This window comes from Salipiger sp. CCB-MM3, from assembly GCF_001687105.1.
Classification (GTDB): Bacteria; Pseudomonadota; Alphaproteobacteria; order Rhodobacterales; family Rhodobacteraceae; genus Salipiger.
In genome coordinates this window covers 861565-874576 of the sequence record NZ_CP014596.1, presented here as the reverse complement: position 1 = coordinate 874576, position 13012 = coordinate 861565, and the positions used below count along the sequence as shown (strand labels likewise).

Here is a 13012-nt window from a genome sequence, read left to right as displayed (position 1 = left end):
CTCCGTTGCGCAATTCGGACGCGGTGGAATTCTTGGATCATGCCCATCGGAAAGCGCGACATGATCCCCGTCACACAGCAGCTCAAGGCCATCACGACAATCGACTCCGCAGCCCTTCCTGCGCGAGATCGCTTCCAATTCTGGAACGAAGTTATCTGCAAGCATTTTTCCCCTGCCGAGAACACGCCACTGCAGGAAGCCGACGCCTTCCGGGCCAAGATTTCCATGCGCAGCCTCGGCAGCCTAGGCCTGAGCCGGCTGGCGACTAGCGGCATGGTCAGCCGGCGCGATCAGAATGACATTCGCCGCGACACGCTGGACTGCTTCTACATCGCCCTACTGACGGAAGGCGCGATGAAGGTCGACCAGAATGGCCGGTCAGGTCACCAGCAGGCTGGAGAATTCTGCATCTACGACTCCGCGCGTCCGTTTCATAACCACATGGACGGCTACTATGGTGGTTACTGGGTCAAGATTCCGCGCTCCGTGATGCTCAACCGCATGCCGAACGCCGAACGTCTGACGGCCCGACCGATGTCGAGCACCTCGCCGATAGGACGGCTTGCCACTAACATGCTGCGCGAGGCGCATGGCCTCGATCTGACAGGCGACTGTTCGTCGTCGAACCGCGTCGCCATGTCCTTAATCGACCTGCTTGCCGCTGCGTTCGAAAGCGAGGCCGGACTCTCGGACTTTGACACCAGCCGCCATGGTGCGCTGCTCGACCGCGCCAAATCGCACATCCTGGCACACCTCGAAGACACCGAACTGAATTCCGATCTTCTGGTGAAAGAGCTCGGCGTGTCGCGACGGACGCTGAACCGGGTCTTCGCGATCGAGGATACCACGCCGATCCGCTGGCTCTGGCAACAGCGTTTGCAGCGGGCTCATGAATTGCTCCTCGCGGGCGGAGAATACCGCGTCTCGGATGTTGCATTGAAATGTGGCTTCAGCGACTTCTCGCACTTCGCCCGCGCCTTCAAGAGCGAGTTCGGGATCACTCCGCGCAGTCTTCTCGCCCAGACTCACTGACCCCTTGCGGCAGGGCAGCATGAAAAAAAGCGGCCCGGGATATCCCGGGCCGTTCGAGTCAGGGCACGGCAATGTGCCCCCAGGGAGAAATTGTCAGACCTTGAAGACCATCGCCTCGACGGTTTCGATCATTACAGCGCAACCAATACCCATGCAGGCCGCCGCGGTGATGCGCTCGCGGGTGGCGGCAAGACCCGCGCTCTCGCGCGCCGCCACCACCAGCGTCGCCACACCGGCCGCGATGGCGAACTGGACCAGACCGAAGCCCAGTAGATAGGCCGGGATTACACCGGTCTCAGCCCCGAGAATGGCCTCGCCGTAGGCCCAGCCGTGGAACAGGCCGATGACCGGGACGACGATCCCGAGGGCCTTGACCTTGGGCAGCTCGGCGCGCAGCAGGACCGCGCCCAGAGCGACGACCGAGCCGCCGATGACCACTTCGGTGAGAGGCAGCGTCACACCCGCCAACAACAGCAAACAGCCAACCACCGTCGCCGCCGCGAAGCTCCCGCTCAACGCCAGCCGCTGACCGCTGCGGGCCGCTAGTAGGCCGACCAGCACAACGAAGGCCAAGTGATCGATACCGATGACCGGGTGCGCGAGGCCACTGATTGCGGACTCGAGGGCGTTGGTCGGCAGCTCCCCCCCCATGGCGTGGTGTGCATGCGCGGGCAGCGGTGCAAGAAGGCCGAGCGCGGCAAGGACAAGACGATGAGATGTGCGGAGCATGGGGCGGTCCTCTTTGCTGTCGGTACTGTGGCATCCGGCGCGTTGCATGCCGGGATACGCACAATCCAGACCTGCACAGCCTCGCCGATCAAGCGCGAATGCCATGCTGGCCGATCCATCCGGATAGATTGGCACATAGAGTCCAATGCCGGTTCTTGCTCATATTTTTATGGCTTTCTCACCATACAGAGCGGGGCATTTTGGCCAATCCAGTCGAGCAAACGGGCACACTCAGCACAGACAGGCACGGCCAAATCGAGTCATAGTGAGAGAAACAAGAACCACGAAACCTCGACTTCCTACGACAGGGTGAAGAACATGTCCGACCATCACCACGGCACCAAGCCGCCCTCCGATAAGGCACTGCGCGTTCGCGCGCTTGAGCAACTGCTCACCGAGAAGGGACTGATCAAGGAAGGCGCGGTCGACGCCATCGTCGATATTTTCGAACAGAAGCTGGGGCCCAAGAACGGCGCCATGGTCATCGCCCGCGCCTGGAGCGATCCCGAGTACAAGGTCCGGCTGATGACCGATGCCTCCGCCGCGATCGAGGAGTTCGGCTTCGCCGGTTTCCAAGGCGAATACATGGTGGTCTGCGAGAACACCCCCGAGATCCACAACGTCGTCGTTTGCACGCTGTGCTCGTGCTACCCGTGGCCGGTCCTCGGCCTGCCGCCGACCTGGTACAAGACCGCCCCCTACCGCTCGCGCGTGGTGATCGAACCGCGTGCGGTACTCGAGGAATTCGGTCTGACGATCCCCGACGAGGTAGAAGTCCGGGTCTGGGACTCAAACAATGAGCTGCGCTACCTCATCCTGCCGATGCGCCCTGAGGGCACCGAGGGCTGGACCGAGGCGCAGCTGGCCGAACTGGTCACTCGCGACTCGATGATCGGCACCGGCCTGCCGCTAACCCCCGATGCGCTGACCAAGGGAGAGACCGCATGAACAGCATTCACGATCTCGGCGGCATGCACGGCATGGGGCCCCTGCCCTTCGACGAAAATGAGCCGATGTTCCACGAGGATTGGGAGCGGCGTATCTGCGGCGCTCACTTGCTGACCCTGATGACCGGCCTCGCGGTCGCCGACGAGGCGCGCCACTCCATGGAACGGATCGAGGCACTGCACTGGCTGGCCTCGCCCTACTACGAGCACTGGCTCGACGGGACCGAGACCTACCTGCAGGAAAAGGGCATCGCGACCGCCGAGGAGCTGGCCTCGGGAAAGGCCAGCGCGCCGCTTCCCGAATGGGCCGCCAGGCTCGAGGCACTGGAGCCCGAAGCCGTCACCAAGATGTTCACCACCAACCACCCGGTCACCGGCGAGTCCAAGACCCCGCCGCGCTACAAGGAAGGGGACAGGGTCCGGTCGCTGAACATCAACCCGAAGACCCACACCCGTCTGCCGCGCTACACCCGCGGCAAGCCCTGCACCATCATCGCCTACCGCGGCGCCTGCCTCTATGCAGATGCCCGCTCGCAGGGCGACTACGAGGCGCTGGACCACACGTACACCGTCCGTTTCGAGGCGGCCGACCTCTGGGGGCCCGACGCCGGCGGCAAAGATGCCGTCTACATCGACCTCTACGAGACCTATCTGGAGGACCTGTGATGGACACGCGCAGTATCATCTCGGCGCTCGATCCCTGCCGCACCGACCTGACCTCTCTGGGACAGGCCGACGTCGGCGCCCCGGGCTTCGGCGAACCTTGGCACGCGCAGGTCTTCGGGCTTGCCATGGCGCTCGCGCAGGCCGGTGTGTTCAGCTGGGCGGAATGGGTCGAGACCTTCTCGACCGAGATCCGCACGCACCCGCAGAGCGGCATCGAGACCTCGGAAGAAGCCTATTACCGGCAATGGTCCGAGGCGCTGATCACCCTCCTGCGCAAGACCGGGGCGGCGACAGACGAGGAGATCTCCGAGACCGCTGAGCACTGGCGGCGCTCCTACATCGCCACCGAGCACGGCAAACCGATCGAATTTCGCCGCGACCTGCCGAACCTGCCCGACATCGACGATGACCACCATCACCACCATGCGCCGAGCACGCCGGCCGAGCCAGTCTCGGTAAGTCCCGCCGAGGCCTGATCCGCCGCACGTCCGACCGAGGCTCTTCCCCAGAGCCTCATCCGGGGCGCCAATTCCGCACACCTTCCCCAAACTCCCGCTGGCATCTTCGCCAGCGGCCCGGGCGAGCCATGCCCGCTCCAAGGCCACATCTGACGAGACCCGACTCCATGCACAAGACCGACATCAATCCCGTCATGCTCGAACGCGGCCGCTGGAACCGCGATGGCCGCGACCAGGCCTTCACCGAGTTCGACCTGAGCAAGACTGCGCTGCTGGTGGTCGACATGCAGCGCGCCTACCTCGACGAAGGCACCTGCGCCGAGGTGCCGGTGGCGCGCGAGATCGTGCCCAACGTCAACGCCATTGCCGCCGCACTGCGCGAGGCCGGTGGCAAGGTGATCTTCATCCAGAACACCTATGACGGCTCCGAGCCGGTGGTCTGGACCAGCTTCTACCACAATTTGCTGGGCAGCCCCTTCTCGACCGATCTCGTCGCCGCGCTAACGCCCGGCAACCCGCTGCATGACCTGGCCCCCCAACTCGACCGGCAGGAGGGCGATCTGGTTGTCCGCAAGACCCGCTTCTCCGGCTTCACCCCCGGCACCTCGCGACTGAACGAGGAACTGCAGGCGAACGGCATCGAGACGGTGATCGTCACCGGCACGCTGACCAACTGCTGCTCGGAAGCTACCGCCCGTGACGCGGCGCAGATGAACTACGACGTGATCTTCGTCTCGGATGCCAACGCCACGATAACCGACGAGGAGCACAACGCCACGCTCGGCAATCTCTATGTCGTCTACGCCGACGTGGTGCCCACCAGCGAGGTTCTGAGCCTCATCTCCGCGAACGCCGCCTGACCCTGCCGAAAGACAAACCGATGCACTACAGCTCCATCACCGCCCTCGCCCGTGACATCTCAGCCCGCAAGGTCTCGCCGGTCGAAGTCACCCAGCATATGCTGAACCGGATCGAGGCGCTCGAGCCGCAACTGAATGCCTATGTCACCGTGACCGCGGAACGGGCGCTGGAGCAGGCCGCTACCGCCGAAGCGGAGATTGCCGCGGGGAAATACCGAGGTCCGCTGCACGGCGTGCCCCTGTCGTACAAAGACATCCTTTACACCGATTTCGCCAAAACCACCGCCGGCACCCGGATTCACAAGGATTTCCGTCCGGGCTACACCGCGACCGTCATTCAGCGGCTCGAGGCCGCTGGCGCCGTGACGCTGGGCAAGGTGAAGACCACCGAGCAGGCCTATGCCAATCACCATCCCGATGTGACCGCCCCGTCGAACCCCTGGAATGCCGGACACTGGGCGGGCTCCTCCTCCTCGGGCTCGGGCGTGTCGGTCGCGGCGGGGCTCGCCTTCGCCTCGCTCGGCTCCGACACCGGCGGCTCGATCCGCTTTCCTGCGGCGGCGAACGGGGTGACGGGCCTCAAGCCCACGTGGGGCCGGACCAGCCGCCACGGCGCCTTTGAACTGGCCGCCTCGCTCGATCACATCGGACCCTTCGCGCGCAGCGCGGAAGATGCCGGCCTCGTCCTGCAGGCCATGGCCGGCGCGGATATCAATGATCCCACGGCGCTCACCGCGCCGGTTCCGGACTACGGCGCCGAGGCCGGCCAGTCGATTGCCGGGCTGCGCATCGGCATCGACCGCGCCTATATCTCCGAGGGCATCGACCCCGCCAACGTGGCCGCCATCGAAGAGGCCGCGCGGGTGCTGCAATCCCTGGGCGCGGTTCTGGTCGACGTGACGGTCGAAGACTGGAAGGCCGCCGCCAAGGCCTGGCTACCGATCTGCGCCCCCGAGACCGCCACGGCACATGAGGCCACCTTCCCCTCCCGCCGCGATGACTATGGCGAGACCCTCGCCGCGCTCATCGACATGGGCGACGGCTACAGCTCGCGCGAGGTCGCCCGGGCCCATCAGACCCGGCTGGGGTTCACTGCCAAGCTGAATGCGCTCTTCCGGCAGGTCGATCTGCTGCTCATCCCCGCCACCATCTGGCGGGTTCCGGATCTCGCCAACTGGGCCGACTACGCCGAGGGCGACAACTCCGAATTCATCCGCTTCACCGGCCCCTTCGACATGTCGGGGTCACCCACCGTCACGATGCCAGGCGGCTTCGACCGAAACGGTCTGCCCGTCGCCGTGCAACTTGTCGCCCCGAAGCTCTGCGAAGGGCGGCTCGTGAGAGCCGGTTCGGCCTTCCAGAAAGCCACCGACTGGCACCTCCGGCAGCCTCCTCTCGCCTCCTGAACCTGCCGAACTTCAACAGGGATCAGCCGCATCGGCTGACAGAAACCAGAAAAGGAAACAACAATGTCTTTCCGCAAATTCGCCACCGCCGGCCTGCTCGGCCTGCTCACCTCGGGCGCGGCGCATGCCGCTGCCGACCAGCACCCGAAGAAGGTCGGCGGCATCGAGGAATTCCGCCCGATCACCGACTTCTGCGGCGACAAGCCGATGCGTGTCGCCTACTCCACCGGTTCCTCCACGGACCCTTGGCGCCTGATCTCGCGTGCCGAGTTCGAACTTGAAGCCGCCAAGTGCGACAACATCAAGGAAGCTCGCTACGTTGATGCGCAGGGCAGCGTGGAGCAACAGATCTCGGACATCACCGGCCTCGCGGCGCAAGGCTTCGACGTGATCGTCGTGCGTCCCGACGGCGGTGAAGCGCTGCTGCGTGCGATGTCGCAGGCAATGAAGCGCGGCGCAAAGGTCGTGCCCTTCTACGGCGGGACCTCCTGGCCTGGCACTCCCGGCAAGGATTACGTCGGCATGGTCACGGCTGACCAGAACATCGAAGGCAAAATGGCGGCGGAATGGATCGTCGAGCAACTTGGCGGCGAAGGTAACGTTGTGATGCTCGGCGGCGCGCCTGGCGCGGTCTCGACCCGCAACACCTACAATGGTGCCATGGAGGTTTTTGCCAAGCACCCGGGGATCAAGATGCTCGAAGACGGCCCCGTGACAACCAACTGGGATCGCGCCGAGTACCAGAAGGTCATGACCAGCCTGCTCGCCAAGCATGACAAGATCGACGCGGTCATGTCGGACTACGGCATCGGGTCGATGGGCGCTATCCGTGCCTATGAGATCGCCGGCGAGAAGCTCCCGCTCTGGACCACGCGTGATGGCAACGAGCTGGCCTGCTACTGGCAGGAAAACCACGACGCCAACCCCGATTTCGAGCTCTTCACCACCTCGGCCGGAACCTGGCTGACCCGCCTTGCCCTGCGCAAGGGCGTTGCCGCCGCCAACGACGTCGAGAACGACGAGCCGACGATCATCATCGACCCGGTGATCGACAACACCGCCAGCGAAGATGCGAAGTTCAACCCGGTCTGCGATCCTGAACTTCCGATGGGTGCCCATGTCTCGACCTTCACGATGACGAAGGACGAGATGCGCGCGATCTTCGAATAACCCCACGACCGAAGGAGACCACCCAATGGGCAACCTCTTCAAACGCAACGAGTTCAGGGCGCTGGCCGCCCTGATCCTCCTGTTGGTCATCGGCGGGGTGATCGCCCCGTCCACGATCCGCCCCGCTTCCATCTCCGGGCTCCTGCCTTTTGCGGGGATCCTCGCGGTGGCCTCCATCGGTCAGCACCTCGTCATTCAGCAACGAGGCATGGACATCTCGGTGGCGGGGGTCTTCTCCCTTGCCGCCGTCGTCGTCACCGCTTTCCAATCCGGAGGGGGCGGCACGCTGGAGGCCATGGGTCTCGTCGGCCTCGCCCTGCTGACCGGCGCCGGCGTCGGGCTCGCCAACGGGCTGACCGTTACGCGTCTCGGCGTGCCTCCTCTGGTTGTCACCATCGCCATGAACTCCATCGTTTTCGGCCTGGTCCTGGCTCTGTCCGGCGGCCGTGCCTCGACGGTCGCGAAACCGATCGCCGACCTCGCTGCTTCGCGCGTCGTCGGTATCCCGGTGCCTTTCCTTGTCGCGCTCGTACTGGTTGCCCTGGTAGCCTTGGTAATCTCGCGCACCGCGCTTGGCCGCCGCTTCTCGGTGTCCGGGCTCAGCCCGAACGTCGGGCTGGCCCTCGGCTTCCGTGTCGAGCTTTTCCAAGTCGGCGCTTACATCGGGGCCGGCATTCTCTTCGCCGCCGCGGGCGTGCTCTTCGCAGGCCTGTCGAACGTTCCGACGCTTTTCGCTGGCAACGACTACATGCTGGCCACCGTCGCCGCCTATGTAGTGGGAGGCAACTCCCTCACAGGTGAGCGCGGCTCGGTGCTGGCGACCGGGATCGGCGCTTTCTTCCTGACCTATCTGGGACAGTTAGTGATCAGCCTCGGGTTCGACACCGCCGTGCAGTACCTCATTCAGGCAGCCATCGTCCTTCTCGGCGTAAGCCTTCCGTCCATCGCGAACCGTCTCAAGACCGCGTGACCGACATGAAAGCAGTTCCCATGACCGCAAACGCACAACCCGTCGCCGCAGCAGAGCCCGTTGCGCCGCCCGCCCTGATCCTCGACGCAATTACCAAGTCCTTCGGCCCGGTGAAGGCGCTCAAGGGTATCGACCTCAAGGCATGGCCGGGAGAGGTTCACGCCATCGTCGGCGAGAACGGTGCGGGCAAGTCCACGCTGATCAACTGTGCCGCAGGCGTGCTCACTCCCGACACCGGCACCGTGTCGATCAAGGGCGAGACCGCCCGGTCGCAGGCCGCGCAGGTGCGCGAGATGGGCCTGTCGGTGGCCTTCCAGCACCCGGCGCTGGCTCCCGATTTGACGGTGCTCGAGAACTTGCAGCTGGCACGACAGGACCTGACGCCTTCCGAGGCACAGGAGCTGCTCGACCGGGTCTCCACCAAGGCGTTGGCGATGGACCTCTCTACTCGCGCCGCCGACCTCTCGTTGGCGCAGGGCCACGTTCTGGAGATCGCCCGCGCGCTTGCGAGCCGCCCCGCCGTCTTCATCTTCGACGAACCCACCGAGCCTTTCCAGGACCCTGAGGTGCGGCACCTGTTCCATCTCATTGCCGAGCTGAAGGCGCAGGGCACCGCGATCATCTACATCTCGCACCGCCTGCACGAAGTCATGGCTATCGCCGACCGCGTGTCGGTGCTGCGTGACGGCGACCTGATTGAGACCCGGCCCGCCGCCGACTTCACCCCCGACGAGATCGTCAACCTGATCGTCGGGCGCCCCCTCGGGCAGGTCTTCCCGCCCAAAGGCAAGATCGGCACCGGCCCCAAGCTGCTCACCGTGGCAGCTCTGTCGGGCAAGGGCTTCCGCGACGTGTCACTGGCGGTACGTCCGGGCGAGATCATCGGTCTGGCCGGTGTCGAAGGACAAGGCCAGCGCGACTTCCTGCGCGCCCTCGCTGGGATCAATCCGAAAACCTCCGGCGACATCCGCGTCGATATGGACGAGCCGAAACCCGGTGTCGCCAACTTCCGCCGCGCCGGCGTGGCCTTCGTGCCCGACGACCGTCACGCCGAAGGGCTTGTCCTCTCGCTCACCATCCGCGAGAACGAGGGGCTCGGCCAGCTCGCCGCGATCTCGGACCACGGCCTGCTATCCGCCCGCCGCGAAAAGGAGCTTGCCGAGCAGATCCATGCCGATCTGCGGGTCAAGGCTCCGACCGTAGAGTCGACGGTCGGCCAGCTTTCGGGCGGCAACCAGCAGAAGGTTCTCATCGGCCGTGAGATCGCGATGAAACCGCGCGTACTGCTCGTCGACGAGCCGACCAAAGGGGTCGACGTGGGCTCGCGCTCGGACATCTACAACAAGCTACGCGAAATGGCCGATTCCGGCTGTGCGGTGATCGTCTCCTCGGCGGACGGCGTAGAGATCGAGGGCCTGTGCGACCGCGTTTTGGTATTCTCGCGCGGCTCAGTGGTGACCGAGCTGACCGGCGCGGATGTCAATGATGCCAAGATCACCGAGGCCAATCTTAAGGCTACCGGTATTCGCGATGGCTCGGACGCCGATGCAGGAGGCAGAAAACGCTCCGCCTTCTGGAGCTCCGACCAGATGCCCGCGGCGATCCTCGTGCTGCTGTCCGTTCTGGTGATGGGTGTCACGCAGGCTATCAACCCGTGGTTCCTCTCGGCATTCAGTCTGCAGAGCATTGCTACGCTGACCAGCATCCTTGCGCTGGCAGCCTTCGCCCAGCTCTTCGTGATCCTCAAGGGCGGCATCGACCTTGCCGTGGGGCCGCTCATCGGCTTTGCCGTCGTCCTGTCCTCGTTCTTGCTGGGGGAAGAACCGCCGGTCGGCTATGTCGGCGGCGCGCTCGTCGTCCTTGCCATATGTACGGCAGTTGGCCTGTTGCACGGTGTTCTCGTAGAGCGCCTCAAGCTGCCGGCCATCGTGGTGACGCTTGCGACCTATACTGGCCTGCAGGGGCTGTCGCTCATTCTGCGGCCCTCACCCGATGGGCTTCTCTCCGATGGCTACATGGAGACGGTTCAGATGCTGGTCGGCCCGGTGCCACTGGTCTTCGTGTTCGTCATCGCCCTAACCCTGGGCGCCGAATTCGGCCTCTTCCGGCGCCCGGTCGGCCGCGCCCTGCGCGCCGTCGGCTCGCGCCCCAAGGCTGCCGAGATGATTGGCCTGCAGCGCGGCAAGATCGTTGTTCTCGCCTTCGTCGGGAGTGGTCTTTTTGCGGGCGTCGCCGGGCTGCTTCTGGCAGCGCAGGTCGGGATCGGCTCTCCCACAACGGGCGTCAGCTACACCCTCATGAGCGTGACCGCCGTGGTGCTGGGCGGCGCACAGATCACGGGCGGGCGCGGCTCGTTCCTCGCCACACTGGCCGGGGCCTTGTTCATCCAATCGATCATTGCCGCCCTGCCCTTCCTGAACCTCGGATCGGTCTGGCAATATGTGTTGATCGGTGGCGCGACCTTCATCGCGGCAGGACTCTTCAGCCAGATGCGCAAGCCGGCCAAACCCGCGCACTGAGCGCAATCGCCCACACCGAGAGAATGGCCCGCCCGGATCGCTCCGGGCGGGCCATTCTCTTGGTGATCTCGTTTGCGACGCCGGGGACCGCTCGGCGCCTCACGTCACGCCCCCGGACAAGCTCAGGAACCGATCAGCTTGCTTGGCGGGATGTTGAATTCCTTGCGGAAGGCCCTCGCAAAATGCGACGAGTCCTTGAAGCCGAAGCGGAATGCCGCCTCGGTCACCTGCCGCACCGAACCCTCGGACATGGCGCGATAGCTTGCCGCCAGACGCTGCGACCAGATCCAGCGCATCACCGTCGTCCCTTCGGACGCGAAGAGACGATTGAGCGTGCGCGGCGAGATCCGGTTCTCCTGGGCGATCGAGGTCACCGAAATCGTGCTGTCTTCAAGACGCTCCATCAGCTCGGCCTTGATCCGCTTAAGCAGCATATGCTGGCCGGGAGTGGGGCGCTGCTCTTCGCCGCGCAGGTCCCTGGCGGCAAGGCACAGCAGGTCGAGAATGGGTGCCTCGGCATCGCGGCAGCGCTGGCTGCCGGGCAGCTCGTCGAGCGCGCAGACGTTTTTCATGAGACCGGCAGCTAGCTGCGCCATAGGTTGCGCGCCGTCGATATGCAGGGCGAACTGGCGGTCGGCACCGGATAGGCGACTGATGATCAGGGGGCGTGGGATGCGAAGCGAAATCGTCCGCGCCTTCTCGGGGAATTCGATCGCATAGATTTGGTCGGTGTCGTAGACAACCATGTCGCCGGCGCTGAAGGCGAATGAACTGTCGTTGTTGCAGAACCGCCCGCCCCCCTCGAGGCTCAGCACGCAGAGAAAGTCGTCGCGCTCGGACTGACGTATTTCCTCGACCCCGTGGCTGTAGGAAATCGGGCTGAACGTGGTATCCGAGAACTGTAACCCACCCCAGTCGTCGATCTTCATGCGCCCGCTGAAATCTTGCGCGGCACCGCCGGGCGAGACCACGGAAACATGGTGCTGGCTTATCATGTTTTGCCAGTATGCGAGCCGGTCGGCCCCCTCGAAATCGTCGGTCTGGAAGATGAGTGTCATGGCAGCTTCCCTTGCGGCCGTTCGTCCAAATCACACCTATTGAGGCGCTCTGGAACCAAGATTACCGCAGGCAAAGTCTCTATGGCAGTCGATGCCGGAAGCGCGCGGCGCAAAGCGCACACCAAACCCGCAGATGCTGCAAAACAAGCGAATTCGGGTGAAAACGCCCAACATCAAAGCGAAATGAATCTTTCACTCTCGGGGCGCATTTTCCCGGACCCTCGAAGCGAAAACGGCGCCCGTCCGGGCGCCGTGTCGATTATTGTGAGCGTTCCAGCCACTCGCCAATGCGTGTGACCATCTGGCCATAGAATAGTCTGTATGTGTCCTCAGTCACGAAGCCGATATGCGGCGTCGCGATAACGCTCTCAAGAACCCGGAATGGGTGATCGACGGGCAGCGGTTCCTGGTCGTAAGTGTCGAGCGCCGCGCCGGCGATCTGCTCTGCTTTGAGCGCCGCGATTAGGGCTGCCTCATCCACCAAGGGCCCGCGTGAGGCGTTAACTAGCCAGGCTGATGGTTTCATGAGTGCCAGTTCCGCCGCGCCGACCATGTGGTGCGAGCGTGCGCTGAGCTTCATGTGGATGCTGATCACATCGGAGCCCGAGAAAAGCTCTTCTTTGCTGACTGCGCGCACACCAAGTTTCGCCGCAAAAGCCGGATCGAGATTCTGGCTCCAGGCCACGACGTCCATGCCAAAGGCCTGTCCAACCTTGGCAACCGCGCGTCCGAAATTGCCGAGACCGACGATTCCGAGCGTCCGCCCATGGATGTCCTGCCCAACGTGCTGTTGCCAGCGGCCCGCCCGGAAATTGTTAATTTCCTGCGGCAGGCGCCGGATCGCCGAGAGGATCAGCCCCCAGGTCAGCTCGGTCGTGCCGTAGAGCAGGAACTCGGTGTGGCTGACATGGATGCCCATTTCCTCGCAGGCGGAGATGTCGATAGCGGCATTCGCCGCCGAGTTCGAAGCGATCATTTTGAGCTTGGGTAGCTGGCTCAGCAGCGCGCGGTCGAATTGGGTTCGCTCACGCATGACGCAGATGATATCGAAGTCCTGCAGCCGCTGGGCGAGCGCCTCCGGCTCAGAGAGGTGGTCGCTAAAGACTGTGATCTCGCAGCGTTCCTTCACTGTGGACCAATCGGCCATCTCCAGCGCGACCGACTGGTAGTCGTCGATTATCGCAAGTTTCATTTGGG

12 protein-coding genes are annotated in these 13012 nt (G+C 64.2%); 9 read left to right on the top strand and 3 right to left on the bottom strand.

Annotated elements, in window-relative coordinates; genetic code table 11:
- Window positions 1–60 precede the first annotated feature (60 nt).
- Window positions 61–1032 carry a helix-turn-helix domain-containing protein gene (locus tag AYJ57_RS17755; protein WP_193789532.1) on the top strand — a complete coding sequence of 324 codons (972 nt, stop codon included), beginning with the start codon at window positions 61–63 and terminating at the stop codon, window positions 1030–1032.
- Window positions 1033–1125: 93 nt separating this feature from the next.
- On the opposite strand, the gene AYJ57_RS17750 is transcribed toward AYJ57_RS17755, so the two are convergent.
- Entirely contained in the window at window positions 1126–1761 is a 636-nt protein-coding gene (locus AYJ57_RS17750; protein WP_066109095.1) for a HupE/UreJ family protein, read from the bottom strand.
- A gap of 318 nt (window positions 1762–2079) precedes the next feature.
- Between AYJ57_RS17750 and nthA the strand changes: the two genes are divergently transcribed.
- The 8 genes from nthA (at window position 2080) to AYJ57_RS17710 (ending at window position 10757) form a co-directional block, all read left to right on the top strand.
- On the top strand, window positions 2080–2709 hold the full coding sequence (gene nthA, locus AYJ57_RS17745) for a nitrile hydratase subunit alpha (RefSeq protein ID WP_083191346.1): 630 nt from the start codon (window positions 2080–2082) through the stop codon (window positions 2707–2709).
- Window positions 2706–3374, top strand: a complete 669-nt coding sequence (gene nthB / locus AYJ57_RS17740) for a nitrile hydratase subunit beta (protein ID WP_066109089.1) — start codon at window positions 2706–2708, stop codon at window positions 3372–3374. The genes nthA and nthB overlap by 4 nt, the downstream gene beginning before the upstream one ends.
- A complete protein-coding gene (locus AYJ57_RS17735; protein ID WP_083191345.1) occupies window positions 3374–3850 on the top strand; it encodes a nitrile hydratase accessory protein in 477 nt (158 codons plus the stop codon). The genes nthB and AYJ57_RS17735 overlap by 1 nt, the downstream gene beginning before the upstream one ends.
- 149 nt (window positions 3851–3999) lie before the next feature.
- A complete protein-coding gene (locus AYJ57_RS17730; RefSeq protein WP_066109086.1) occupies window positions 4000–4692 on the top strand; it encodes a cysteine hydrolase family protein in 693 nt (230 codons plus the stop codon).
- 20 nt (window positions 4693–4712) lie between these two features.
- Complete coding sequence (locus tag AYJ57_RS17725) at window positions 4713–6098, top strand: amidase (protein ID WP_066109084.1); 1386 nt, start codon at window positions 4713–4715, stop codon at window positions 6096–6098.
- Window positions 6099–6161: 63 nt separating this feature from the next.
- Complete coding sequence (locus tag AYJ57_RS17720; protein ID WP_066109081.1) at window positions 6162–7268, top strand: substrate-binding domain-containing protein; 1107 nt, start codon at window positions 6162–6164, stop codon at window positions 7266–7268.
- 25 nt (window positions 7269–7293) lie between these two features.
- A complete protein-coding gene (locus tag AYJ57_RS17715; RefSeq protein ID WP_066109079.1) occupies window positions 7294–8238 on the top strand; it encodes an ABC transporter permease in 945 nt (314 codons plus the stop codon).
- 20 nt (window positions 8239–8258) lie between these two features.
- Window positions 8259–10757, top strand: a complete 2499-nt coding sequence (locus tag AYJ57_RS17710; protein WP_066109076.1) for an ATP-binding cassette domain-containing protein — start codon at window positions 8259–8261, stop codon at window positions 10755–10757.
- A 122-nt stretch (window positions 10758–10879) separates the two neighbouring features.
- Here AYJ57_RS17710 and AYJ57_RS17705 read toward each other — a convergent pair whose 3' ends face one another.
- Window positions 10880–11815 (bottom strand): helix-turn-helix domain-containing protein, encoded by a 936-nt coding sequence (locus tag AYJ57_RS17705; protein WP_066109074.1) that lies wholly within the window; start codon window positions 11813–11815, stop codon window positions 10880–10882.
- Between the two features lie 259 nt (window positions 11816–12074).
- Window positions 12075–13007 (bottom strand): D-2-hydroxyacid dehydrogenase family protein, encoded by a 933-nt coding sequence (locus tag AYJ57_RS17700; protein ID WP_066109071.1) that lies wholly within the window; start codon window positions 13005–13007, stop codon window positions 12075–12077.
- Window positions 13008–13012 lie beyond the last annotated feature (5 nt).

Bases quoted from the DNA above. Each gene is read 5' to 3' on its own strand.
- AYJ57_RS17755 (WP_193789532.1), top strand. From the start codon at position 61: ATGATCCCCGTCACACAGCAGCTCAAGGCCATCACGACAATCGACTCC.
- AYJ57_RS17750 (WP_066109095.1), bottom strand. From the start codon at position 1,761: ATGCTCCGCACATCTCATCGTCTTGTCCTTGCCGCGCTCGGCCTTCTT.
- nthA (WP_083191346.1), top strand. From the start codon at position 2,080: ATGTCCGACCATCACCACGGCACCAAGCCGCCCTCCGATAAGGCACTG.
- nthB (WP_066109089.1), top strand. From the start codon at position 2,706: ATGAACAGCATTCACGATCTCGGCGGCATGCACGGCATGGGGCCCCTG.
- AYJ57_RS17735 (WP_083191345.1), top strand. From the start codon at position 3,374: ATGGACACGCGCAGTATCATCTCGGCGCTCGATCCCTGCCGCACCGAC.
- AYJ57_RS17730 (WP_066109086.1), top strand. From the start codon at position 4,000: ATGCACAAGACCGACATCAATCCCGTCATGCTCGAACGCGGCCGCTGG.
- AYJ57_RS17725 (WP_066109084.1), top strand. From the start codon at position 4,713: ATGCACTACAGCTCCATCACCGCCCTCGCCCGTGACATCTCAGCCCGC.
- AYJ57_RS17720 (WP_066109081.1), top strand. From the start codon at position 6,162: ATGTCTTTCCGCAAATTCGCCACCGCCGGCCTGCTCGGCCTGCTCACC.
- AYJ57_RS17715 (WP_066109079.1), top strand. From the start codon at position 7,294: ATGGGCAACCTCTTCAAACGCAACGAGTTCAGGGCGCTGGCCGCCCTG.
- AYJ57_RS17710 (WP_066109076.1), top strand. From the start codon at position 8,259: ATGACCGCAAACGCACAACCCGTCGCCGCAGCAGAGCCCGTTGCGCCG.
- AYJ57_RS17705 (WP_066109074.1), bottom strand. From the start codon at position 11,815: ATGACACTCATCTTCCAGACCGACGATTTCGAGGGGGCCGACCGGCTC.
- AYJ57_RS17700 (WP_066109071.1), bottom strand. From the start codon at position 13,007: ATGAAACTTGCGATAATCGACGACTACCAGTCGGTCGCGCTGGAGATG.